General features: G+C 61.9%; 20 protein-coding genes and 1 pseudogene. 11 read left to right on the top strand and 10 right to left on the bottom strand.

The genetic code is table 11. The annotated features are described in order from the left end of the window. Positions 1–2 precede the first annotated feature (2 nt). From M0814_RS01980 to M0814_RS01970, 3 genes are read left to right on the top strand one after another with little or no spacing between them, the layout of a single operon-like run. A complete protein-coding gene (locus M0814_RS01980; protein WP_003225878.1) occupies positions 3–1,502 on the top strand; it encodes an efflux transporter outer membrane subunit in 1,500 nt (499 codons plus the stop codon). Further along, complete coding sequence (locus tag M0814_RS01975) at positions 1,499–1,798, top strand: antibiotic biosynthesis monooxygenase family protein (protein ID WP_003225876.1); 300 nt, start codon at positions 1,499–1,501, stop codon at positions 1,796–1,798. Before M0814_RS01980 ends, M0814_RS01975 begins: the two co-directional genes overlap by 4 nt. Positions 1,799–1,807: 9 nt before the next feature. Then, a complete protein-coding gene (locus M0814_RS01970; RefSeq protein ID WP_103484169.1) occupies positions 1,808–2,134 on the top strand; it encodes a LysR family transcriptional regulator in 327 nt (108 codons plus the stop codon). 49 nt (positions 2,135–2,183) lie between these two features. On the opposite strand, the gene M0814_RS01965 is transcribed toward M0814_RS01970, so the two are convergent. Further along, positions 2,184–3,080, bottom strand: coding sequence for a LysR family transcriptional regulator (locus tag M0814_RS01965; RefSeq protein ID WP_051018084.1), 897 nt, complete (start codon positions 3,078–3,080; stop codon positions 2,184–2,186). A gap of 160 nt (positions 3,081–3,240) precedes the next feature. Here M0814_RS01965 and M0814_RS01960 point away from each other — a divergent pair, with 160 nt between their 5' ends. Next, positions 3,241–4,785, top strand: coding sequence for an MFS transporter (locus M0814_RS01960; protein WP_103484168.1), 1,545 nt, complete (start codon positions 3,241–3,243; stop codon positions 4,783–4,785). Positions 4,786–4,917: 132 nt separating this feature from the next. Here the strand turns inward: M0814_RS01960 and M0814_RS01955 are convergent, their stop codons facing one another. Further along, entirely contained in the window at positions 4,918–6,309 is a 1,392-nt protein-coding gene (locus M0814_RS01955) for an aldehyde dehydrogenase family protein (RefSeq protein WP_103484167.1), read from the bottom strand. 103 nt (positions 6,310–6,412) lie between these two features. Between M0814_RS01955 and M0814_RS01950 the strand changes: the two genes are divergently transcribed. From M0814_RS01950 to M0814_RS01940, 3 genes are all read left to right on the top strand, one after another. After that, the gene (locus tag M0814_RS01950) at positions 6,413–7,291 is read left to right on the top strand and encodes a LysR family transcriptional regulator (RefSeq protein WP_045122799.1); all 879 of its coding nucleotides are present in this window, start codon (positions 6,413–6,415) and stop codon (positions 7,289–7,291) included. Between the two features lie 82 nt (positions 7,292–7,373). Continuing rightward, a complete protein-coding gene (locus tag M0814_RS01945) occupies positions 7,374–8,036 on the top strand; it encodes a M24 family metallopeptidase (RefSeq protein ID WP_103484166.1) in 663 nt (220 codons plus the stop codon). 137 nt (positions 8,037–8,173) lie between these two features. Next, entirely contained in the window at positions 8,174–8,602 is a 429-nt protein-coding gene (locus M0814_RS01940) for a TOBE domain-containing protein (protein ID WP_103484165.1), read from the top strand. Between the two features lie 59 nt (positions 8,603–8,661). Here M0814_RS01940 and M0814_RS01935 read toward each other — a convergent pair whose 3' ends face one another. Continuing rightward, positions 8,662–9,285 (bottom strand): glutathione S-transferase, encoded by a 624-nt coding sequence (locus M0814_RS01935; protein WP_103484164.1) that lies wholly within the window; start codon positions 9,283–9,285, stop codon positions 8,662–8,664. A gap of 104 nt (positions 9,286–9,389) precedes the next feature. After that, positions 9,390–10,805, bottom strand: coding sequence for a cytosine permease (locus M0814_RS01930; RefSeq protein WP_103484163.1), 1,416 nt, complete (start codon positions 10,803–10,805; stop codon positions 9,390–9,392). A 363-nt stretch (positions 10,806–11,168) separates the two neighbouring features. On the opposite strand from M0814_RS01930, the gene M0814_RS01925 reads away from it, so the two are divergent. Next, a complete protein-coding gene (locus tag M0814_RS01925) occupies positions 11,169–12,080 on the top strand; it encodes a LysR family transcriptional regulator (protein ID WP_103484162.1) in 912 nt (303 codons plus the stop codon). Positions 12,081–12,099: 19 nt separating this feature from the next. Here M0814_RS01925 and argE read toward each other — a convergent pair whose 3' ends face one another. The 5 genes from argE to M0814_RS01900 all read right to left on the bottom strand — a co-directional run bounded on the left by argE (position 12,100) and on the right by M0814_RS01900 (position 16,482). After that, positions 12,100–13,251 (bottom strand): acetylornithine deacetylase, encoded by a 1,152-nt coding sequence (gene argE, locus M0814_RS01920; protein ID WP_103484161.1) that lies wholly within the window; start codon positions 13,249–13,251, stop codon positions 12,100–12,102. Continuing rightward, positions 13,248–13,925 (bottom strand): DUF1028 domain-containing protein, encoded by a 678-nt coding sequence (locus M0814_RS01915; RefSeq protein ID WP_103484160.1) that lies wholly within the window; start codon positions 13,923–13,925, stop codon positions 13,248–13,250. The genes argE and M0814_RS01915 overlap by 4 nt, the downstream gene beginning before the upstream one ends. A 280-nt stretch (positions 13,926–14,205) precedes the next feature. Beyond that, positions 14,206–14,622, bottom strand: coding sequence for a RidA family protein (locus tag M0814_RS01910; protein ID WP_003225869.1), 417 nt, complete (start codon positions 14,620–14,622; stop codon positions 14,206–14,208). 58 nt (positions 14,623–14,680) lie between these two features. Continuing rightward, positions 14,681–16,000 (bottom strand): NAD(P)/FAD-dependent oxidoreductase, encoded by a 1,320-nt coding sequence (locus tag M0814_RS01905; RefSeq protein WP_103484159.1) that lies wholly within the window; start codon positions 15,998–16,000, stop codon positions 14,681–14,683. A gap of 251 nt (positions 16,001–16,251) precedes the next feature. After that, entirely contained in the window at positions 16,252–16,482 is a 231-nt protein-coding gene (locus M0814_RS01900; RefSeq protein ID WP_103484158.1) for a hypothetical protein, read from the bottom strand. 41 nt (positions 16,483–16,523) lie between these two features. On the opposite strand from M0814_RS01900, the gene M0814_RS01895 reads away from it, so the two are divergent. The 3 genes from M0814_RS01895 to M0814_RS01885 all read left to right on the top strand — a co-directional run bounded on the left by M0814_RS01895 (position 16,524) and on the right by M0814_RS01885 (position 17,694). Continuing rightward, entirely contained in the window at positions 16,524–16,892 is a 369-nt protein-coding gene (locus M0814_RS01895; RefSeq protein ID WP_103484157.1) for a hypothetical protein, read from the top strand. Positions 16,893–16,966: 74 nt separating this feature from the next. After that, a complete protein-coding gene (locus M0814_RS01890; RefSeq protein WP_103484156.1) occupies positions 16,967–17,263 on the top strand; it encodes a hypothetical protein in 297 nt (98 codons plus the stop codon). Between the two features lie 50 nt (positions 17,264–17,313). Next, positions 17,314–17,694, top strand: coding sequence for a hypothetical protein (locus M0814_RS01885; RefSeq protein ID WP_247868455.1), 381 nt, complete (start codon positions 17,314–17,316; stop codon positions 17,692–17,694). Between the two features lie 31 nt (positions 17,695–17,725). On the opposite strand, the pseudogene M0814_RS01880 reads toward M0814_RS01885, so the two are convergent. Further along, positions 17,726–19,855: pseudogene (locus M0814_RS01880) on the bottom strand (TonB-dependent receptor). Between the last annotated feature and the right edge of the window lie 72 nt (positions 19,856–19,927).

Raw genomic sequence — 19,927 nt, 5'->3', positions numbered from 1 at the left:
ACATGAAAGTATTTGCCTTGAATCGTTTGCTGGTGGGCAGTGTCTGGCTCGCCGCGGTACTGGCCACCGCCGGTTGCTCGCTGGCGCCGACTTACCTCAAACCCAATGTGTCGATGCCACCGGCCTACAAGGAAGAGAAGACCCAGGAGCCGCGTACCGCGTTGTCTGCCGCTGAAGCCGGGTCTTGGAAAACCGCGCAGCCGTCGGAGGGCATCGCTCGTGGTGAATGGTGGACGGTGTTCGGCGATCAGCAGTTGAACGACTTGCAGCAACAGGCGCGCGATGCCAACCAGAGTCTGCTGGCGGCAGCGGCGCGGTTGAAGGAGGCGCGGGCGTTGAATCAGGCGGAGCGCTCACAACTGTTCCCGACGGTGGACGCCGGTGTCGGTCCGACCCGGCAACGGGTCTCGCCAGCCTCGCAATATGAATCCGATAGCGGCAAGGGTGCCAGCCAGACCTTGTGGCGTGCGCAGGCGGGCGTGTCTTACGAGGTCGACCTGTTCGGTCGGGTGGCCTCGACGGTAGAGGCTGCCGATGCACAAACCCAACGCAGCGAGGCACTCTACCGTTCGGTGTTGCTGGCGTTGCAGGCGGACCTGGCGCAGAACTACTTCACCTTGCGCCAACTCGATGCCGAAAACGAGGTTTATGCCTCGACGGTACGGTTGCGCGAACAAGCGCTGAAGCTGGTGCAGCAGCGCTATTCGCTGGGCGACATCAGCGAACTGGACGTGGCCCGGGCCGAGACCGAGCTGGCCACGGCGCGTTCAGATGCGATGACCGTGCAGCGCTTGCGCGCAGTGTCCGAGCACAGCCTGGCGGTGTTGCTGGGCAAAAGTCCGGCGCAGTTTTCCCTGGCGGCCAGTCCGCTCGATCCAGTGACCTTGCGCATTCCCGCGGGGCTGCCGTCGTCGCTGCTGGAGCGGCGGCCGGACATCGCTGCGGCCGAGCGGGAAATGGCGGCGGCCAATGCGCGGATCGGTGTGGCGAAAGCGGCATTCTTTCCGTCGCTGACATTGACGGGCTCGGCCGGGTTCGAGTCCGGCTCGCTGAGCAATCTGTTCCACTGGAGCAGCCGGACCTTCCTGCTCGGGCCGCTGGCCGGCACTGCGCTGAACTTGCCGATCTTCGACGGCGGCTTGCGCAAGGGCAATCTGGCCAAGGCCAACGCCGAGTATGAAGAGGACGTGGCCAACTATCGGCAGCAGGTGCTGGTGGCGTTCCGCGAAGTGGAAGACAACCTGTCCGACCTGCGGGTGCTGGAAGAGCAGACACAGACTCAGGCGCAAGCCGTGGATGCATCGGCGCGTGCGGCCCGGTTGGCGCAGGCGCAATACACCGAGGGCGATGTGATTTATCTGTCGGTGATCGACGCCGAACGCACGGCGCTGCAATCGCGTCGGGCCGCCGTGCAACTGCAGGGCGCGCAGGCGGTGGCAACGGTCAATCTGATCCGTGCCCTGGGGGGCGGCTGGGGCAATGCTGGGGAGAAATCGATATGAAAACCGGTGCGGTCAATGTGATCGAAGTGCTGGCGGTCAGCGGCCAGTCGCAAGACTTGCGTGCGCCGATCGACCGGCTGCTGCAAACCCTGGGCGAGGTGCCGGGATGTCTGTCCTATCAGGCGGTGCGCAGCCTGGCGGATGCCGATCTGTGGATCATCACCGGCTACTGGGAGTCGACGGCGGCGATGCGTGCGCACTTCGCCCATCCGGCGTTGAATGATCTGGAACGGCTGCTCGATTGTCGCGCGGTCAAGCGCGTCGCGGCCAGCAGTTTCACCGCGAGTCAGGTGTGAGGCAGGGCGATGGCGATCAACGAGGCGAGTTTTCGTGGTGTCGATCTGAACCTGCTGGTGACATTTGTGGTGCTGTTTCGCGAGCGTAATGTTTCGCGCACGGCGGCGCTGCTCAAGGTCGGTCAGCCCGCCGTGAGTGGCGCACTGGCGCGGTTGCGGGTGCGGTTTGCCGATCCCTTGTTTGTACGCACGGGCCGGGGCGTACGCCCGACGGCCCGGGCCGTTGAACTCGCAGCGACGCTGCTCCCGGCGATGCACACGATCGAATGCCTGATTACCTGTGGGAGCGGGCTTGCTCGCCAATGCGCTGTGTCAGGTGAACGTGATGGTGACTGACCCGGACTCTTCGCGAGCAAGCCCGTTCCCGCAGTGATGTATTGCAAGGCTAGCGCAAGCGATCGGCGAGGTAGTTGAGCACGGCGCGGGTTTTCGCCGGCATGCGATTGCCGAGAGGGATCAGCGCGTGCACCGGAGGCCCGGGCGAATCCAGTGCCGGCAATACCGGGACCAGACGTCCGCAATCGACATAGGGCTGGGCGACCTGGTTGAACAGCTGTGAAATGCCGAGGCCCACCACCGTCGCATCGATCATCGCCTGACCGTCGGAAAGCACCAGCACCGGCGGTGGCGCCAGTTCGCGAAAGTGCCCGTTTTCGGTCAGCGACCATGGCCGCAGCTTCCCGGTGAAACCACGGAAAATCACCGCATCGTGGTGCACCAGGTCCGCCGCCGTTTCAATCGGCGCATGGCGGGCCAGATAGTCCGGCGATGCGTACAGGCTCAACGTGGTGTTGCACAGTTTGCGCACGGTCATTTCGCTGTCCTGGGGCAGGACGCCGGCACGCACGACGATGTCCCAGCCTTCGCCCACGGCATCTGACATGCGATCGGTCATCGACAGCTCAAGCGTGACCTGTGGGTAACGATGACGCAGCTCGGAAAGGGTTGGCAGAAACAACTGGCGAAAACCCGAGGGAATGTCGAGACGCACACGGCCGATCGGTTCTTCCTTGCGCGCTGCCAGCGCCTGGGCGGCGTCGCGCAAGCCATCGAGTGCGGCTTGCGCGGCCAGCAGATAAGTCTCGCCGTCTTCGGTCAGACGCACCGCGCGGGTGGTGCGTTGAAACAGCTTGGTGCCCAGGCGTGATTCCAGGCGCTGAACGGCCTTGCCGACGTTGGATTTGCTGGTCGCCAGATTCTCCGCTGCGCGGGTGAAGCTGCCGGTCTGGGCGACACCGACAAACGCAGCGATGTCGGGAAATGAAGTATCGGCACGTTCCATGATTGTCTCCCCTTGAGCGACTAAGCGTCTCGATTTGCGCAGTTTATCAATAGGTCGGCGTCATCAACAATGGCCTTCCAACGGCGTCCCCCTACAGGGATCGGGCTGTTTACACGTTGCCTTAAAGCAGCGATTTTTCCTTCTGACACAGGATTGACTCATGACATCTGTTGCTCAACAGCGGGGTGAGCGCGACAAGCTGCTGATCCTCGCGGCCATCTGCCTGTCGGCACTGGTACTGCCTTTGAGTTTTACCGGTGGCGCGGTGGCAACCCCCGCCATCGGCCGTGATCTGGGCGGCAGCCCTGTCGCCCTGACGTGGATCACCAACGCGTTCATGTTGTCTTTCGGCAGCTTGCTGATGGCCGCAGGTGCACTGGCTGATGTCTACGGCCGCAAGCGCCTGTTTACCTTCGGCATGTTGCTGTTTACCGCAGCCTCGCTGGCGCAAAGCCTAGCGCCGTCGGTGTTCTGGCTCGACGTGCTGCGCGCCGTTCAGGGTGTGGCGGGGGCTGCAGCGCTGGCCAGTGGTTCAGCGGCCTTGGCCCAGGAGTTCGAAGGCCATGCCCGCACTCGTGCGTACAGCATGCTCGGTACTACGTTCGGTATCGGTCTGGCCTTCGGTCCGTTGGCGGCCGGGGCCTTGATCGAAGCGTTCAATTGGCGGGCGATTTTCGTGTTCACCGCGTTGATCGGTGTGATCGCCATGGTCTTCGGCCTGCCCCGCATGCGCGAAACCCGTGACCCGGACGCCACGGGCCTGGACTGGCCGGGTACTGTCACCTTCAGCGCGATGCTGGCGCTGTTCACGTTCGGCGTGATCCAGGCCCCGGAAAGCGGTTGGGGCAGCCCGCTGGTGGTCGGTCTGCTTGGTGCGGCGGCATTGTTGCTGGCGTTGTTCGTGATCATCGAAATGCGCGTCGAACGGCCGATGCTTGACCTGACCCTGTTCCGTTTTCCGCGTTTCATCGGCGTGCAAATGCTGCCGATCGGTACCTGCTACTGCTACATCGTGCTGGTTGTAATGCTGCCGCTGCGCTTTATCGGGGTTGAAGGCTTGAGTGAAATCGACGCCGGTCTGCTGTTGCTCGCGCTGTCCGCACCGATGCTGGTGGTTCCGATGCTGGCGGCGTCGATGACCCGGTTTGTCTCGGCGGGCATCCTGTCGGGGATCGGTTTTCTGATCGCCGCGCTGGGTCTGCACTGGCTGAGTCTGTACAACGTTGGCGAGCCGAAATTCGCTCTGGTCATTCCAATGGTGTTGATCGGTGTTGGCGCCGGCCTGCCATGGGGCTTGATGGATGGCTTGTCGGTCAGCGTGGTGCCGAAAGAACGTGCAGGGATGGCCGCGGGGATTTTCAATACGGTGCGCGTGGCGGGTGAGGGCATTGCCCTGGCAAGTGTCGCGGCGATTCTCGCTTCGCTGCTGCACACCGATCTGTCGAGCGCGGTGGCTGGCAGTGTCGACACGGGGTTGATTGCCGAGACCGCGCACCGGGTTACCACGGGCGACATGGCGCATGCGATCAACGCCATTGCGGGGCTGGCCAGCGAGCGTCTGGTGCAAGGTTATGCCTCGGCGTTCCAGTACCTGCTGCACATCCTGACCGTGATCACGCTGGCTTCGGCGGCAGTGGTGCTGGGGCTGCTGAGCAAGGATCGGGCGGTTGCGCAGCCGCAAAAAGCAACGCCCGACTTGCTATAGCGGTGTGTGCGGAATTTTCGAGTGTGGGAGCGGGCTTGCTCGCGAAGGCGTCAGATCAGTCACTATCAATGCTGAACATGCCGACCCCTTCGTGAGCAAGCCCACTCCCACCAGTGCGTGTTGGAGTCCTGATTATTTGCGATCCAGCCACACGGTCTGCGCGTTGCAGAACTCGCGCACGCCGAAGTGCGACAGTTCGCGGCCGAAACCGCTTTTCTTCACGCCGCCGAAGGTCACGCGCGGGTCGCTGGCGGAGTAGCCATTGATGAACACGCCGCCGGTTTCCAGTTCGCTGGTCAGTTGCTGGGCCAGTTGCACGTTGGCGGTGTAGATCGTCGCGGTCAGGCCGAAGTCGCTGTCGTTGGCCAGGGCCACGGCGTGGGCGCAATCGCGGGCAGTGATGATCGATGCCACCGGGCCGAACAGTTCCTGTTTGAACGAGGTCATGCGGTCGGTGACATCGGCCAGCACGGTTGGCTCGTAGTAGTTGCCCGGGCCTTGGGCCTTGCCGCCGCCGAGCAGCAAGGTCGCGCCTTCTTCGAGGGTGTCGCGCACTTGCTGGTCGAGTTCGTCACGCAGATCGAAACGCGCCATTGGGCCGATGTAGGTGTCGGCGGACAGCGGATCACCGACATTCAATTGACGGGTGGCCTCAACGAATTTGCGGGTGAACTCCTCGACCACACCTTCTTCGATGATCAGACGCTTGGCCGCGGCGCAGACCTGGCCGGAGTTCTGGTAGCGGCCGACGACGGCAGCCTGCACGGCTTCGTCCAGATCAGCGTCATTGAGCACGATGAACGGGTCGGAACCGCCCAACTCCAGCACGCATTTCTTCAGCGCGGCACCCGCCTGGGCACCGATGGCCATGCCGGCGCGGACGCTGCCAGTCAGGGTGACGGCGGCGATGCGCGGGTCGGCGATGGCGCTGGAAACACCTTCAGGGGTGACGTTGATCACTTCAAACACGCCGTCAGCGAAACCGGCGCGCTTGAACGCGTCGCGCAGCAGGTAGGCGCTGCCCATCACGTTCGGCGCGTGCTTGAGCACGTAGGTGTTGCCGGCGATCAGCGCCGGAACGGCGCCGCGCAGCACTTGCCAGATCGGGAAGTTCCACGGCATCACCGCGAGGATCGGGCCGAGCGGCCGGTACTCGATACGCGCCTTGCCGCCTTCAACCTGGGTCGGTTCGGCGTCGAGCATCGCCGGACCGTTTTCGGCGTACCACTCACAAAGCTTGGCGCATTTCTCGATTTCGCCACGGGCTTGGGCGATCGGCTTGCCCATTTCCAGGGTGATCATGGTCGCCATGGCTTCGGCGCCGTCACGTAGGGCGCCGGCGAGGGCGGTCAGGGCGCGGGAGCGATCCTGCAGCGGCTTGCGTTTCCATTTCGAGAAACCGAACGCGGCGCGGGTCAGCGCAGCGTCGAGAGCCTCGGCTGATTCAAAGGCGTAGTGACCGACCTGCTCGCCGGTAGCAGGGTTGATCGAGATGGCGTGGGTCTGGCTGGAAATCTGGCTCATGGCGTCGTCCTGCGAGTTCAGTGGATGGGCTTAGAGTAGGGTGGCGTTTGTTTTCTGGAAACTGAATAATAAAGATCGTTTCTTTCACGATTGGAGAATGACTGTGGATCTGGTGCAGCTGGAAATCTTCAAGGCCGTTGCCGAGCACGGCAGCATCAGCGCTGCGGCGGCGCAGATCCATCGCGTGCCGTCGAACCTGACTACACGGATCAAACAGCTGGAGCAGGACTTGGGCGTTGACCTGTTCATCCGCGAGAAAAGCCGTCTGCGCCTGTCGCCCGCCGGCTGGAGTTTTCTCGAGTACGCCCGGCGCATTCTCGATCTGGTGCAGGAGGCGCGGGCCACGGTCGCCGGTGAAGAGCCGCAGGGCGCGTTTCCCCTCGGCTCGCTGGAAAGTACCGCAGCGGTGCGCATTCCTGAGCTGCTGGCGGCGTACAACCAGCTTCACCCGAAAGTCGATCTGGACCTGTCCACCGGGCCATCCGGGACGATGATCGACGGCGTACTTTCTGGGCGTCTGGCCGCTGCGTTTGTCGACGGCCCAGTGTTGCACCCAACGCTCGAAGGCGTGCCGGCGTTCGAGGAAGAGATGGTCATCATCGCGCCGCTCAATCACGCGCCGGTGCAGCGCGCGGCGGATGTGAACGGCGAGAACATCTATGCGTTTCGCTCCAACTGCTCCTATCGTCATCACTTCGAAAAATGGTTCAGCACCGACGCCGCCGTGCCGGGCAAGATCTTCGAGATGGAGTCCTATCACGGCATGCTCGCCTGCGTCAGTGCCGGGGCCGGTTTGGCATTAATGCCGCGCAAAATGCTGCAGAGCATGCCCGGCAGCGCGACGGTCAGCGTCTGGCCGCTGGCGGCGGATTTTCGTTATCTGACTACGTGGCTGGTGTGGCGCCGGGGCACGGTGTCGCGCAGCCTGAGCATGTTTGTGCGCTTGCTGGAAGAACGCGGCGTGGTGCGCGCAGAAGAGTAATTGACACGTTGTGTCATGGCTGTATCTTGATCGGCGTTTCGCAATATAAAAAACTATACAGCGTAGCCATGAGGACAAGGACATGAGTGCAGCCCTGAGCGGTAAAGAAGCAGTCGGTGAACGGTTTGTGCTGGAGACGATGCGTCATGCGCAGGGCCTGACCTGGAATGCGGTTGATGCCATCGCACAGGTGATCAAGCCCGGCATGCGTGAATCCGAAGCCCAGGAACAGGGCAAACAGATCCTCGCCGAACTGGGCATGGACCGCATCTGGCACCCGCTGCTGATCCGCTTTGGCGCCAACACGCTGAAGGCGTTCAAGGAACGTTCCGAAGGCGATCCGGTACTCGGTGAAAACGACATTTTCTTCATCGACATGGGCGTGGTCTGGCAGGGGCACGAAGGCGATGCCGGCGAAACCTTCACCACCGGTTCCGACCCGGAAATGATCGCCTGCGCGGCGGCGTCCAAGGAGCTGTTCAAGCGGGTCGAGGCGTTATGGCGCCAAGGCGTGAGCGGTGTCGAGTTGTACCGTTACGCCAGCGATCAGGCTGAAGCCATGGGCTGGAAACTCAATCTCGACATCAAGGGCCACCGCGTCAGCGATTTCCCGCACGCGATCCATCGCGGCGGCAATCTCGGTGATTTCGAGCAGGCACCGAATCCCGGGGTGTGGATTCTGGAAATCCAGATCGCCCACCCGCAGCGACCCTTTGGCGCGTTTTATGAAGATCTGTTGATCTGATCTATTGTTGCTCGACAGGTGTTTGCACAGTGCAAGTGTGACAACAGAGCGCAGCGCTGTAGTTGTTTCTACATAACGCTAACTCTGATGATGCAGGCCGTTTTTCCTAACTCTAAAGTCAAAAAAGGAAGCCCGTCATGAAAGTCAGCGCACGCAACGTATTCAAAGGCAAAGTCAGCCAGGTTCAAGCCGGCGCGGTCAACGCCGAAGTGGTGCTGACCCTGGCCGGGGGCGAGCAACTGGTTGCCGTCGTGACCATGGAAAGCATCAAGAACCTCGGCATCGCCGTTGGCAAGGAAGCTGTTGCGCTGGTCAAGGCGCCGTGGGTGATGCTGATGACCGAATCCAGCGACATCCGCCTGTCGGCGCGTAACTGCCTGGAAGGCAAAGTGCTGAGCGTCACTGACGGCGCGGTCAATGCTGAAGTGGTGATCGAGCTGGCCGGCGGTTCGAAGGTTTATTCGATCGTTACCCGTGATGCGGTTGCCGAGCTGGGTCTGGCCAAGGGTGTGAGCGCCACGGCGGTGATCAAGGCGTCGCACATCATTCTCGGTGTTCCGGCCTGATCTACGTTTCAGGCCAATAAAAACCTCTGGTTCCGTGATCGGGAACCAGAGGTTTTTCGTTATGGCGTACCGTTTCTGCCGTACAGGCGAAAGCCTTCGCGTTGACTCAGACGCTCGTAATACGCCCTGACGGCGGGATAGTCCGGATGCGCGAGCGGCGTTTCGAACCAGCGGTTGACCGACAGCCCGATGGGGATATCGGCGAGGGAAAACTGTTCGCCACTGACGTAGGCACCGGTCTTCTGCAACTGCTGATCAAGGATGCCCATGGTCTTCGACCATTGCTCGATGCCCTTGGCCAGAGCGGCGCTGTCCTGATAATCCGCTGACTGGCGCACCAGCGACATGAACGCATACGACCACGACCGGTTCAGCTCCGACGCCTGCCAGTCGATCCACTGATCGACGCGCGCGCGGGTTCGCGGCTCGGCGGGGTAAAGGTCTGCGCCGCCATGGGCGCCCGCCAGATACCGAATGATCGTATTGGATTCCCACAGAGTGAAATCGCCGTCCTGAATCACCGGCACCATCGCGCATGGGTTGAGGGCGAGGAACTCTGGAGTGTCGGTGGGTTTGAAGCCCGAGCCCCAATCCTCACGCGTGAACGGGATCTGCAGTTCGGCGCAGGTCCACAGCACTTTGCGCACGTTGATCGATGAGGCCTTGCCCAGAATTCGCAGCATGAGTTTTCCCTTTCTCGTGGGTACCTGTAGAAACTCAACAAATACCACACCAAAACGCAGAAGGCCCGCACAGCGGCGGGCCTTCTTTTTACATCGAATCAATCTCAGAGACTGCCCATCAGCTTCCCACCCATCGTCCGCCGCCGATAGGCGCTGTCACGACTCGCCAGCCAGAAGTACAGCGGCGAAGTCACCAGCAGCCCGACCAGCCACGACAGGTCCGCGCCGTTGATGTGCGCCGAGACCGGGCCGACGTACAGCGGCGTGTTCATGAACGGGATCTGCACCGCGATGCCGATCGCGTAGGCCAGCAGCGCCTGCGGGTTGTAGCGTCCGTAGATGCCGCCGTCGACCTGGAAGATCGACTGGATGTCGTACTTGCCTTTATGAATGGCGTAGAAGTCGATCAGGTTGATCGCGGTCCACGGCACCAACACCACCAGCAACACCAGCACCATGTCGACGAAGTGACCGATGAAGTCCTTCGACGCGCCGACGGCGGCGAAGCAGCAGGCCAGCAGCACGATGATCGAGATCACCGCACGGCTTTTCGCGGTGGGGATCCAGCGGTAGGCGAAGGTCTGCACCAACGTGATCAGCGACAGCACGGCGCCGTACAGGTTGAGGGCGTTGTGACTGATCACGCTGAGCAGGAACAGCACCAGCATCAGCGGGCCAATCGAGCCGGTGGCGAGCTTGACCGCATCCATGGTGTCCATGCCCACGGGTGTCGCCAGCACGGCGACGGCACCGAAGATGAACGCCAGACTCGAGCCCAGTGCCGACCCCAGATACGTCGTCCAGAACGTCGACGAGACTTTCACGTCCGCCGGCAGATAACGCGAATAGTCGGACACGTACGGCGCAAACGCGATCTGCCACAGCGCAGCGAGCGATACGGTGGCGAGCCAGCCGGAGAGGTTGAAGCTGCCGCGGGTGAGGAAGTCATCGGTTTGAATATGGGTGAAGATGTAGCCGAAACCGACGACGATGCCGATCCCCAGCACCCAGGTGCCGATGCGGTTGAGCACGTGGATGAAGCGGTAGCCGATGATGCCGATGATCCCCGAACCGAACGCGCCGATGACGATGCCGACCGGCACCGGCACGCTGTCGACCACGCCGTGCAGCGACTTGCCGGCCAGCACGATGTTGGAGGCGAAAAAGCCGATGTACATGACCCCGGCAATCAGCACCACCAGCAATGCGCCCAGCGAGCCGAACTGCGCGCGGCTCTGGATCATCTGCGGAATGCCCATCTGCGGGCCTTGCGCCGAGTGCAGCGCCATCAGCACGCCGCCGACGAGATGACCGACCAGAATCGCGACGATGCCCCACACCAGGTTCAAGTGGAACAACTGCACGCCCAGCGCGCCGGTGACGATGGGCAACGGCGCGATGTTGCCGCCGAACCACAGCGTGAACAGATCCCTGACCTTTCCGTGGCGATCTTCGGGGGGCACGTATCCTATCGTGTGTTTTTCAATGAGCGGGGCGGATGTTGTTGCAGAGGTGGACATGACGAACTCCAAGGCAAGGATGAGTACGTGGACGTACTTCGGTAAGCGCCGACACGGACGGCGCATTTCTTGTTGAAGCGATCATGTGCAAAGGCCCGGGATAGATAAATTAGTAAGTTTGTTGCTTCAGACCTTAAAAAATATATGCCCCGGGTTTGGGGGCTGTCCGGTATGTTCAACCGTGATCAACAACAAAAACTTTCAGAGGCGAACCCTTTCCTGTGGCGAGGGAGCTTGCTCCCGCTGGGCTGCGCAGCGGCCCCCAAAACTGCGCCACGCCCGCTGATGTTGTGAGTGCTGCGCACTCAAGCGGGAGCAAGCTCCCTCACCACAAAAGCGTCGTCTTACTTGCAGAGGTTTTATATGGCCGCCTACAACCTGCGCCAGCTCAAATACTTCGTCACCACCGCCGATTGCGGCAGCGTCGCCGAAGCCTCGCGCAAGCTCTATATCGCCCAGCCGTCGGTCTCCACCGCGATCAAGCATCTGGAAGAAAGCTTCGGCGTGCAGCTGTTCATCCGCCATCACGCCCAGGGCGTGTCGTTGACGCCCAGCGGTTCGCGGTTTTATCGCAAGGCGCTGGAGTTGCTGCGGGTGGCGCATGAGTTCGAGCAGAACGCGCTGGCCGACAACGACGTGGTCGCCGGGCAGATCGATATCGGCTGTTTCGAAACGGTGGCGCCGCTGTACCTGCCGCGCCTGATCGCCGGTTTCAAGCAGCGCTGGCCGGGCGTGGAAATCCGTATTCGCGATGGCGAACAACAGGAATTGGTGCAGGCGCTGACCGCCGGCAGCATCGATATGGCGATGCTGTTCGAACATGACCTCGACACCACTATCGAAACCACGCCGCTGATGCCGCCGCAGCAGCCCTATGCGTTGCTGCCGGCCGACCACCGTTTTGCCCAACAGGCGAAAGTCTCGCTGCACGATCTGGTGCTGGAACCGATGATCCTGCTCGACGTGGTGCCCAGCCGCACCTACTTCGTGAGCATTTTCGAGGAGCGCGGACTGACCCCGCACATCGTCTTCAGCTCACCGTCGATCGAGATGGTGCGCGGCATGGTCGGGCGCGGTTTCGGCTTTTCGATTCTGGTGACCCGACCGTTCGGCGAGTACACCTACGACGGGCAGAAAGTGGTGTGCGTGCCGCTGGCGGAAACCGTGACCGGCTCGGGTTTGTCGGCAGCCTGGCTACGCCGGGTGCAACTGACCAAACCGGTGCAGTTGTTCGTTGATCATTGCCGTGAGGAGTTGGCTCGACTGTACGCCTGAGCGTGCGTCGAGCCGTGTTTCAAGCGCGGATAGATGTCAGCATCCGCTGCAGCATTGCATCGCAGGCATCGAGTTGCGCACGACTGACAAACTCGTCCGGTTTGTGCCCCTGATCCATGCTGCCGGGGCCACAGACCACCGTGGGAATACCCGCCGCATCGAACAGCCCGCCCTCGGTGCCGAACGCTACGGTGCCGAATTCCCGTGAACCACAGAATGCCGCAATCAGCTCGGCCGCCTGACTCTGCGCATCGGTGGCCAGGCCCGGATAGGCCGACAATTCACTGAAACGAATCGCGCTGTGGTCGCTGACCGCACGCATGCGCGGCAGCACTTGCTGCTCGGCGTAGGCCTGCAACTGTTGTGCGACCTGGGTTGGATCCTGCGAGGGCAGGGCGCGGATTTCGAAGTCGAAGCGGCAATCGGCAGGCACGATGTTCAAGGCCTTGCCGCCGCTGATCACCCCAGTCTGCACCGTGCTGTAGGGCGGGTCGAAGCGCGCGTCGTGATGCTCGGGTGCCTTCAATTGCTGGCCGATACGCCCCAGCTCGCCGATCAGCTCGGCGGCGTATTCGATGGCGTTTACTCCCAGCGGTGCGTAGGCCGAATGGCACGGATGACCGTGCACGTCGCAGCGCATCGCCAGTTTGCCTTTGTGGCCGAGCACCGGTTTCAGCTCGGTGGGCTCGCCGATGATGCACAGCAGCGGTTTGACCGGGCGCTGCTGCAGCTCGGCGAGCAACGAGCGCACGCCGAGGCAACCGACTTCTTCGTCATAGGACAGGGCGATGTGCACCGGCATGCGCAGTGTTGTCTGGACCAGCGCCGGCACCAAGGCCAACACGCAGGCGATGTAGCCCTTCATGTCGGCGGTGCCACGCCCGAACAGCTTGCCATCGTGCTCGCTGAGTTCGAACGGCGGAACAGTCCACGGCTGACCGTCGACCGGCACCACATCGGTGTGTCCCGAAAGCACGATGCCCGGTTGCTCGGCAGGGCCAATGGTCGCGAACAGGTTGGCCTTGCTGCGCTCGGCGTTGTAGATCAGCTCGCACGGCACGCCGAAGCCAGCGAGGTAGTCACGCACGAACTCGATCAGTTGCAGATTGGATTCGCGGCTGGTGGTGTCGAACCCCACCAGCGTCTTGAGCAACGCGACGCTGCTGCTCATCGATCATCTCCGGCAACGCCATAGCCCGGCGCCTTGGCCGGGTCGAGGGCACGGTCGATGTAGTCCTGCAGCTGCGGCTGATAGGCGTCCCAGAGTTTTTGCAACTGGCTGATCGGGTCTGCGTCTGCCCAGTCGACTCGCAAATTGACGATCGGCCACGTCTGTTCGCCGACCACCACCACAGCTGCCGAATGCACCGGCCCGGCTTCGCCACCGAGGGCTTGTGCGGCGTGCAAGGCCTTGAGCAAGCGGTCGGCCAACTGGCCTTCGCCGTCCTCAAAGGTACTGACCATCGCTTCGATTACTGAGCGCCCGGCGAGCATGTTGCCGGCGGCCACGCATTGTTCGCCGGAGACCGCGTTGTGCACGCCGAGGGTCTGCGCGCCGCTGAAATGCGCGGTCTGGCCGAGGTGGTTGATCGCGGTGATCTGCCGGTATTGGCTGTAGCCGTTGCGGGTCAGCACCTGATCCAGCGCAGCGTCGGGCGCGTGGCCTTGCTCCATCAATGCAAGGACTTCCGGGCCGAGGGACGGCAGGGTGATGTTCTGGCTCGACACCGCGCCGACACCCGGCAACAGCCACGGGCAACGCGCGCCGACGGCGATGCTGGAGGAACTGATGGCGACACCGAACTGGCCGGTTTCGGGGCAACGGGCTGCGATTGAAAAGGTCATGGTCTAACTCCTTTCGAGGAATTTGTTGTCCTTGCGGGCCTCATCGCTGGCAAGCCAGCTCCCACAGTAATTGGTGTGATCACAAAACTTGCAGGCACCTCAAGTACCTGTGGGAGCTGGCTTGCCAGCGAAGGCCGCGACTCGGTCTTCCGACTTACTCGGGAATCACCGCCACCACATCAATCTCCCACAGTAATCGGGTTGGTCACAAAATCTGTAAGCACCTCAAAAACCTGTGGGAGCTGGCTTGCCAGCGAAGGCCGCGATTCGGTCTGCCGACTTACTCGGGAATCACCGCCACCACATCAATCTCCATCAGCCACTGCGGCTGCCCCAGTGCCGACACCACCAGCCCGGTGGAGATCGGGAACACGCCTTTGAGCCACTTGCCGACTTCCTGATACACCGGCTCGCGGTAGCGCGGGTCGATCAGGTAGGTGGTGGTCTTGACGATATGGCTCATGTCGCTGCCGGCTTCTTCCAGCAGTTGCTTGACGTTGCGCATCGCCTGTTCGGCCTGCGCACGCGGATCCCCGAGGCCCACCAGATTACCGTCGAAATCGGTGCCGACCTGACCTCGGACGTAAACCGTGTTGCCGGCGCGCACGGCCTGGCACAGGTCGTTGTCCAGAGTCTGATTCGGGTAGGTGTCCTTGGTGTTGAACATACGGATGCGGGTGTGGGTTGGCTTGCTCATGTACAGCTCCAGACTAGGTGTTCAGCGGCGCACCGGGCACCGCTGCGAAAAAGGGAAATCAAGCGTCGACGGTGCCGACGGCTTTGCTGTGAATCTGCGCATGCAGGGCGGCTTCACGCTGCTCGGCATCCTGGTAGTCGAGGTATTTGCGCTGGGTGGCGATGTGATCGGCCACGTGTTTGGCGTCGTGCCACACGCCCCAGATAAACGACGAGCCGCGCCGCGACTGCCATGGCAGCCCAAGGAAATACACCCCCGGCTCGCTGGACACGCCACGCTGATGCTGCGGTTTGCCCTTGTCGTCAAACGCGGCGACCTGCAGCCAGGAATAATCCACGGCGAACCCGGTGGCCCAGATGATCGAAGTGATTCCGGCCTTGGCCAGATCCAGATCGAGCAGCGGATTTTTCACGCACTCGGGATCCGCATAGGTTTTGCGTGCTTCAGGTTCTTCCGGCAGGTCGAGACCGTTGCGCTCGATGTAGGCATCGGCGGCATCCAGCAGCGCCAGATAGTTCTCGTCACCGCGCTTGAGGTTGTCGCGCAGGTCCTGCTTGAAGGTCACCACGCCGTTATTGAACGACTCGGTCACACCGACCAGCGTCATGCCGCGATGGGCCAGACCACGGAAGTCGATGGTGCGACCGCCATGCGCACCGCTGACCGCGATGGTCACGTGCTCGCGGCCGGGTTTCATCGCCGCCTGATCCCACTCGCCGAGCACCCCCAGCCACCAGCAGAAATCACGGTTGCGATAGGCTCGCGGCGGACGGTCATGCGCACCTACCGACAGGTACACCTGCTTGCCGGAGCGCTGCAGTTCATCGGCGATCTGCACGCCTGACGAACCGGCGCCAACCACTAGCACTGCGCCTGCGGGCAGTTGCTGCGGATTGCGATAGTCGGCGGAGTGGATCTGCAACAGACGCGGGTCTTGCGGCGCAATCGGCGGGATTACCGGGCGCTGGAACGGGCCGGTCGCCGCGACCACGCGGCTGGCCTCGATCACTCCTTCGGAAGTCTCGATGGTGAAGCCCGGACGCCCGACATTGCGCACCACGCTTTTGACTTCAACGCCGGTGCGGATCGGCGCGTTGAATTTCTTCGCATAGGCTTCGAAGTAGTCCGCCACGCGCTCCTTATGGGCGAAACCGTCGGGATCGACATCATCGAATTCCAGCCCCGGGAAGCGGTCGTGCCACGCCGGACCGTTGGCCACCAACGAGTCCCAGCGCCCGGTGCGCCAGCGTTCGGCGATGCGGCTGCGCTCAAGCACCAGGTGCGGCACGCCGAGTTTGCTCAGGTGCTCGCTCATCGCCACACCGGCCTGTCCGGCCCCCACGACAAGCGTGTCTGTTTTTATTATTTCAGTGGTCATTTCTACATCCTTCCTGGCAAGGCAAGTGGATTCGGATCGCTTCAGGCTTGTCCGTTTTGCTTGCGGTCAGACTAGGCAGGAGGGGGGTATCGGTAAAATATTATTAAGCTGGGATGTGAATACAAATTGCTGAAGCAGAAGGGGCGAAGCCAGTAAAAACGCGGCTTGCAGGACAGGGGGAGGGGTGTCCCGGGCAGGAAAACTCGGGACAGGAAGGTGAAAATTCACTTTAAGGAGGGGGGAGCGTCGCGTCAGTTACCGTCGGCGACCTTGCGTTCGATCGCATCGGTCTTGCGCTTGAGCTCCTCGGCGTCCTGCTCCATGACGCGGGTGGAGGTGGGGGTAATCACCTCGTCCACGACGCGGGTGTCGTCGTCGCTGTCCTGCAGATCGCGGTTCACCACATCCACCGGTTTGCCCGAGGAGTCGAGCGGTGGCGCGTTATGAGGTGTTGCAGGCTTGATATCGTCGGTGCTTTTCATTTTTCATACCTCCATTGACCTACAACGTTGGATACGAAGCCATGACGGGAGTTCGAGAAATTTCACGGGCGACCGCAGCCGCCCTCGGCTGTGCGCTGCTGATCGCTGCAAATTCAACTCAAGCCGCCAGTTTCGACTGCGACAAGGCCAAATCCATGGACGAAAAAGCCGTCTGCGCCAACCGCGCCTTGAACGACCTGGACGTCACCATGAGCGAGCTGTTCAGCCTCGATAAACGCCTGCTGCCGATGGGCGGGCGTGATGCTCTGATCGGTGAGCAGCAGGACTTCCTCAAACGCCGCAATGCCTGTGGCGCGAAGCTCGATTGTTTGACCGATCTGTATCAGAAGCGGGTCGTTGCGCTGCGCAGCATTATCGAGACGCGGGTGATGACGCAGGGGCCGTTTTGACGGACGGGTTGACCCTCTGGTCGATGCATAGCAGCATCCCGGGCAAACCCATTCACCAACAGGAATTTGCCACGATGTCTGCGCCTGATGATCTTGATGAGTTGCTGGAACGCGTGAACGACGAGCAATCGTTCATTACGTTTATTCAGGCACTGGGTGCCGATTTCGCCCGTGAGCGGACAATGAACGAACCGCTGTCACCCTATGGTCGGGGCGCCTTGGGTTGGGAACATGGATCTGTGGATGCGTTTTTTGAGGCAGCAGGTGCCTGGGCGATCAGCAGTTCCAGGCAGGTGGCAGCAGATGTCTCTTCGGCCAACGTATGGCAGCGCTGTGCGAGCATTTTGCTGGCCGGCAAGTTTTATGAGTGAACCGGGAGAGCATCAAGAACAGAGCAGGAAAATGAGTGATGAGTAGGCCGTTGAGTGAAGCCGATCTTTATCTGGTCATGCTGGAAGCGATTGAAGAAGGCTTGAACATCGATCTGCAACCCTTTTGTGAGCGGCTGCAGGTCGAGCGTCGCGATCTGCTTAATCAAGTCGCGATCGCCGTAGCCAGAGATTTCCTGTCAAACACGCGTGATTTTGAGTTTGGCGATGAAGTGATGAATGCACTTATCAACCCCATCGTTGATGTGTCGATGCACGCAGAAATGCCCCAGCCAGCCTTTGACATCTATCAGGCATTTGATTCCGGCGAGTATCTGCACACAGGCGATGCGCAGGATGTTTGCCCTCGGGAGAAACATACGCGGCCGGGGCTGGAGAATATTTTGCGTAATCATTTGCCTACGTTGGAGTAGTAACCCGGCGGGTTGCCGAGTATGCAAACCGTCAGAGCAAACTCCACGACACCCCGACATAAACCCCCAGCCCTTCACCCGGCGTAGACCGCGCCGCATCCAGGCCCTTGTCGTCATACCCCGGCGTGACTGTCGCGGCGTAGTGCTGGTTGGTCAGGTTGCGCAGGTCCAGCTAGGTCTGCCAGTCGTTTTTCGGCGCGTTGTAGCCGACGGTGGCGCCGAATAATGCGTAGGGATCGGCGTAGTAGCTGTTGGCGTAATCCACCGCGACCTTGGACACCAGTTGCGTATTGACCGCCGCGAAGAAACCCTGCGGCCAGTCGTGGCGCAGTTCGCCCTGGTAATAGTGCATCGGCAGGGCGGGCAGGCGGTTGTCGCCGAAACGCTGGTCGTCGCGGTAGTGGAAATCGCTGAAGGTGTAGGCCTGGCGCAGGCTCAATTTACGTCCGTCGGCGGCTGACCACAGCGTGTTTTGCAGGCTGGCTTCCACGCCTTGGTGCACGGTGGGGCTGGCGTTGAGTTCATACGGGGTGACGGCGTTGGCGTCCGGCAGTACCGAAAGCAATTCGTGGCGCACCTGCGCGTAGTACCACGCCAGGCTCCACTGGCCGATTGCGCTGTCGCCGCGGCCGCCGAGTTCGAGGGTGGTTGCGGTCTGGTTCTGCAGTTTGATCGGGTCGCTCTGGGTGCCGGTCGCCGCACCGTTGCCGGAGGGGAAGCGGATGTTCGAGCTGTAGATCAGCGACCACGGGTGCGGTGCCTCGACTGAGCGGCTGAGGTTGCCGAACAGTTGCAAATCCGGCGTGACCTGATAGCGCAGGCCCAGACGCGGGGCGTAATCCCAGTCATTCAGGCTGGTTTTGCCGCCGCTTTGCGGGTAGGTGACGGCGCTTTCGCGGCGGGTGTAAATGGCGGCGAGGCCGGTGGTCAGCCACAGGTCGTCGGCGAGTTCCAGGTCGTTGCCCACATGCAGCACGGTGTCCGAACCCTGATAGGTGAAGTTGCGCATGCGTGTGCCCGGCGCATACGCGGCGGTATTGCCGGACGGGATGCGCACGAATTCACTGGCGCCGTCGTTGGGCAGGTGTTTGGTGGTGCGCAGGCCCACGGTGCTGCGGCTTTCCATGCCGAACAAAGTGTCGCGACGCTTGTAGTCGAACGTGCCGCTGACGTCGGTGTAGGCCACTTTCAGACGGTTCGGGCCTTCGCGCAGGTCCATCGGGTAATCGTGATAGACCAGCCCGGTCTGAATGCTCGAATCGTCGTCGATGTAGTAGGTGGTCTTGTTGCCGATGAAGGTGCTGCCCGGTTGTTTGCGGCTGTCGTCGCGCGACACATAAGCCGGGTTGGCCGCCCGTGGATCGTGCTCGATCGAGTGCTTGGTCACGCGGCCGGCGAGGTCGTTGTCGGTCTCGCGATAGCGGATATAGAAGCGGGTTTCCAGGTTCGGATTGAAGCGATAGCCGAAGTTGGCGATCACGCCTTTGCTCTCGCTGGCGGTGTGATCCTGATAGCCGTCGGCGTTCGAGTCGGTCAGCGACACGTAGTAATCGAAGTCGCCCAGCACTTGTCCGGAGCTGACTTGCCGCTGCTGATAACCATGGCTGCCGGTGGCATAGCGCACCTGCAGTTTCGGCGCGTCGTAACCGGTGTGGCTGACGTAATCGACGGCGCCGCCCAGCGCCAGGGCGCCGCGATCAAAGCCGTTGGCGCCGCGCAGCACCTCCACATGGTCGAGCCACAGCGGTTCGAGCAATTCGTAGGGCGTGCCGCCGGGGCCGGTCAGCGGCAGGCCGTCGAGCAGGGTGTACAGCCCCGAAGCGTGCGCGCCCGGCGCCCGGTTGATCCCCGAACCACGGATCGAAATCTTCACCCCTTCGTTGCCCGCCGACTGCGCGTAAACCCCCGGCTGATACGCCAGCACGTCCTGATTGCTCGCCACACGACCCTGCAACGGTTGGCGCATGTCGACCACGTTGCTGCCGCCGGGCACTTGCGCCAGGCGCGCTTGGGCCTCGGCGACGGAGGCATCGGCGCCGCTTTGTTCCTCAGCCGAAATCAGCACCTGCCCCAACTCCATGCCTTTGGGTTCCTCGGCCATGACCGGGCAGGCGAGGGCCAGGCCCAACAGGGCAGAGGGCAGGGATTTGGGCGACGGCATCGAGAAACTCCAGACAGACAGGGACGGGCAATGAACAGTGCGACGCAAGAAGGAACGATGGAAACACATGGC

It is taken from the genome of Pseudomonas sp. MWU12-2020, from assembly GCF_023100605.1.
GTDB lineage: Bacteria > Pseudomonadota > Gammaproteobacteria > Pseudomonadales > Pseudomonadaceae > Aquipseudomonas > Aquipseudomonas fluorescens_H.
Note: the sequence above shows the minus strand (reverse complement) of the source record. Positions and strands in the feature narration are given on the sequence as shown.

What these genes read in the sequence shown, in the direction of transcription:
- M0814_RS01960 (WP_103484168.1), top strand. Translation starts at nt 3,241, where the DNA reads ATGACATCTGTTGCTCAACAGCGGGGTGAGCGCGACAAGCTGCTGATC.
- M0814_RS01930 (WP_103484163.1), bottom strand. Translation starts at nt 10,805, where the DNA reads ATGTCCACCTCTGCAACAACATCCGCCCCGCTCATTGAAAAACACACG.
- M0814_RS01895 (WP_103484157.1), top strand. Translation starts at nt 16,524, where the DNA reads ATGACGGGAGTTCGAGAAATTTCACGGGCGACCGCAGCCGCCCTCGGC.
- M0814_RS01970 (WP_103484169.1), top strand. Translation starts at nt 1,808, where the DNA reads ATGGCGATCAACGAGGCGAGTTTTCGTGGTGTCGATCTGAACCTGCTG.
- M0814_RS01945 (WP_103484166.1), top strand. Translation starts at nt 7,374, where the DNA reads ATGAGTGCAGCCCTGAGCGGTAAAGAAGCAGTCGGTGAACGGTTTGTG.
- M0814_RS01935 (WP_103484164.1), bottom strand. Translation starts at nt 9,285, where the DNA reads ATGCTGCGAATTCTGGGCAAGGCCTCATCGATCAACGTGCGCAAAGTG.
- M0814_RS01940 (WP_103484165.1), top strand. Translation starts at nt 8,174, where the DNA reads ATGAAAGTCAGCGCACGCAACGTATTCAAAGGCAAAGTCAGCCAGGTT.
- M0814_RS01975 (WP_003225876.1), top strand. Translation starts at nt 1,499, where the DNA reads ATGAAAACCGGTGCGGTCAATGTGATCGAAGTGCTGGCGGTCAGCGGC.
- M0814_RS01915 (WP_103484160.1), bottom strand. Translation starts at nt 13,925, where the DNA reads ATGACCTTTTCAATCGCAGCCCGTTGCCCCGAAACCGGCCAGTTCGGT.
- M0814_RS01890 (WP_103484156.1), top strand. Translation starts at nt 16,967, where the DNA reads ATGTCTGCGCCTGATGATCTTGATGAGTTGCTGGAACGCGTGAACGAC.
- M0814_RS01980 (WP_003225878.1), top strand. Translation starts at nt 3, where the DNA reads ATGAAAGTATTTGCCTTGAATCGTTTGCTGGTGGGCAGTGTCTGGCTC.
- argE (WP_103484161.1), bottom strand. Translation starts at nt 13,251, where the DNA reads ATGAGCAGCAGCGTCGCGTTGCTCAAGACGCTGGTGGGGTTCGACACC.
- M0814_RS01925 (WP_103484162.1), top strand. Translation starts at nt 11,169, where the DNA reads ATGGCCGCCTACAACCTGCGCCAGCTCAAATACTTCGTCACCACCGCC.
- M0814_RS01905 (WP_103484159.1), bottom strand. Translation starts at nt 16,000, where the DNA reads ATGACCACTGAAATAATAAAAACAGACACGCTTGTCGTGGGGGCCGGA.
- M0814_RS01900 (WP_103484158.1), bottom strand. Translation starts at nt 16,482, where the DNA reads ATGAAAAGCACCGACGATATCAAGCCTGCAACACCTCATAACGCGCCA.
- M0814_RS01910 (WP_003225869.1), bottom strand. Translation starts at nt 14,622, where the DNA reads ATGAGCAAGCCAACCCACACCCGCATCCGTATGTTCAACACCAAGGAC.
- M0814_RS01955 (WP_103484167.1), bottom strand. Translation starts at nt 6,309, where the DNA reads ATGAGCCAGATTTCCAGCCAGACCCACGCCATCTCGATCAACCCTGCT.
- M0814_RS01965 (WP_051018084.1), bottom strand. Translation starts at nt 3,080, where the DNA reads ATGGAACGTGCCGATACTTCATTTCCCGACATCGCTGCGTTTGTCGGT.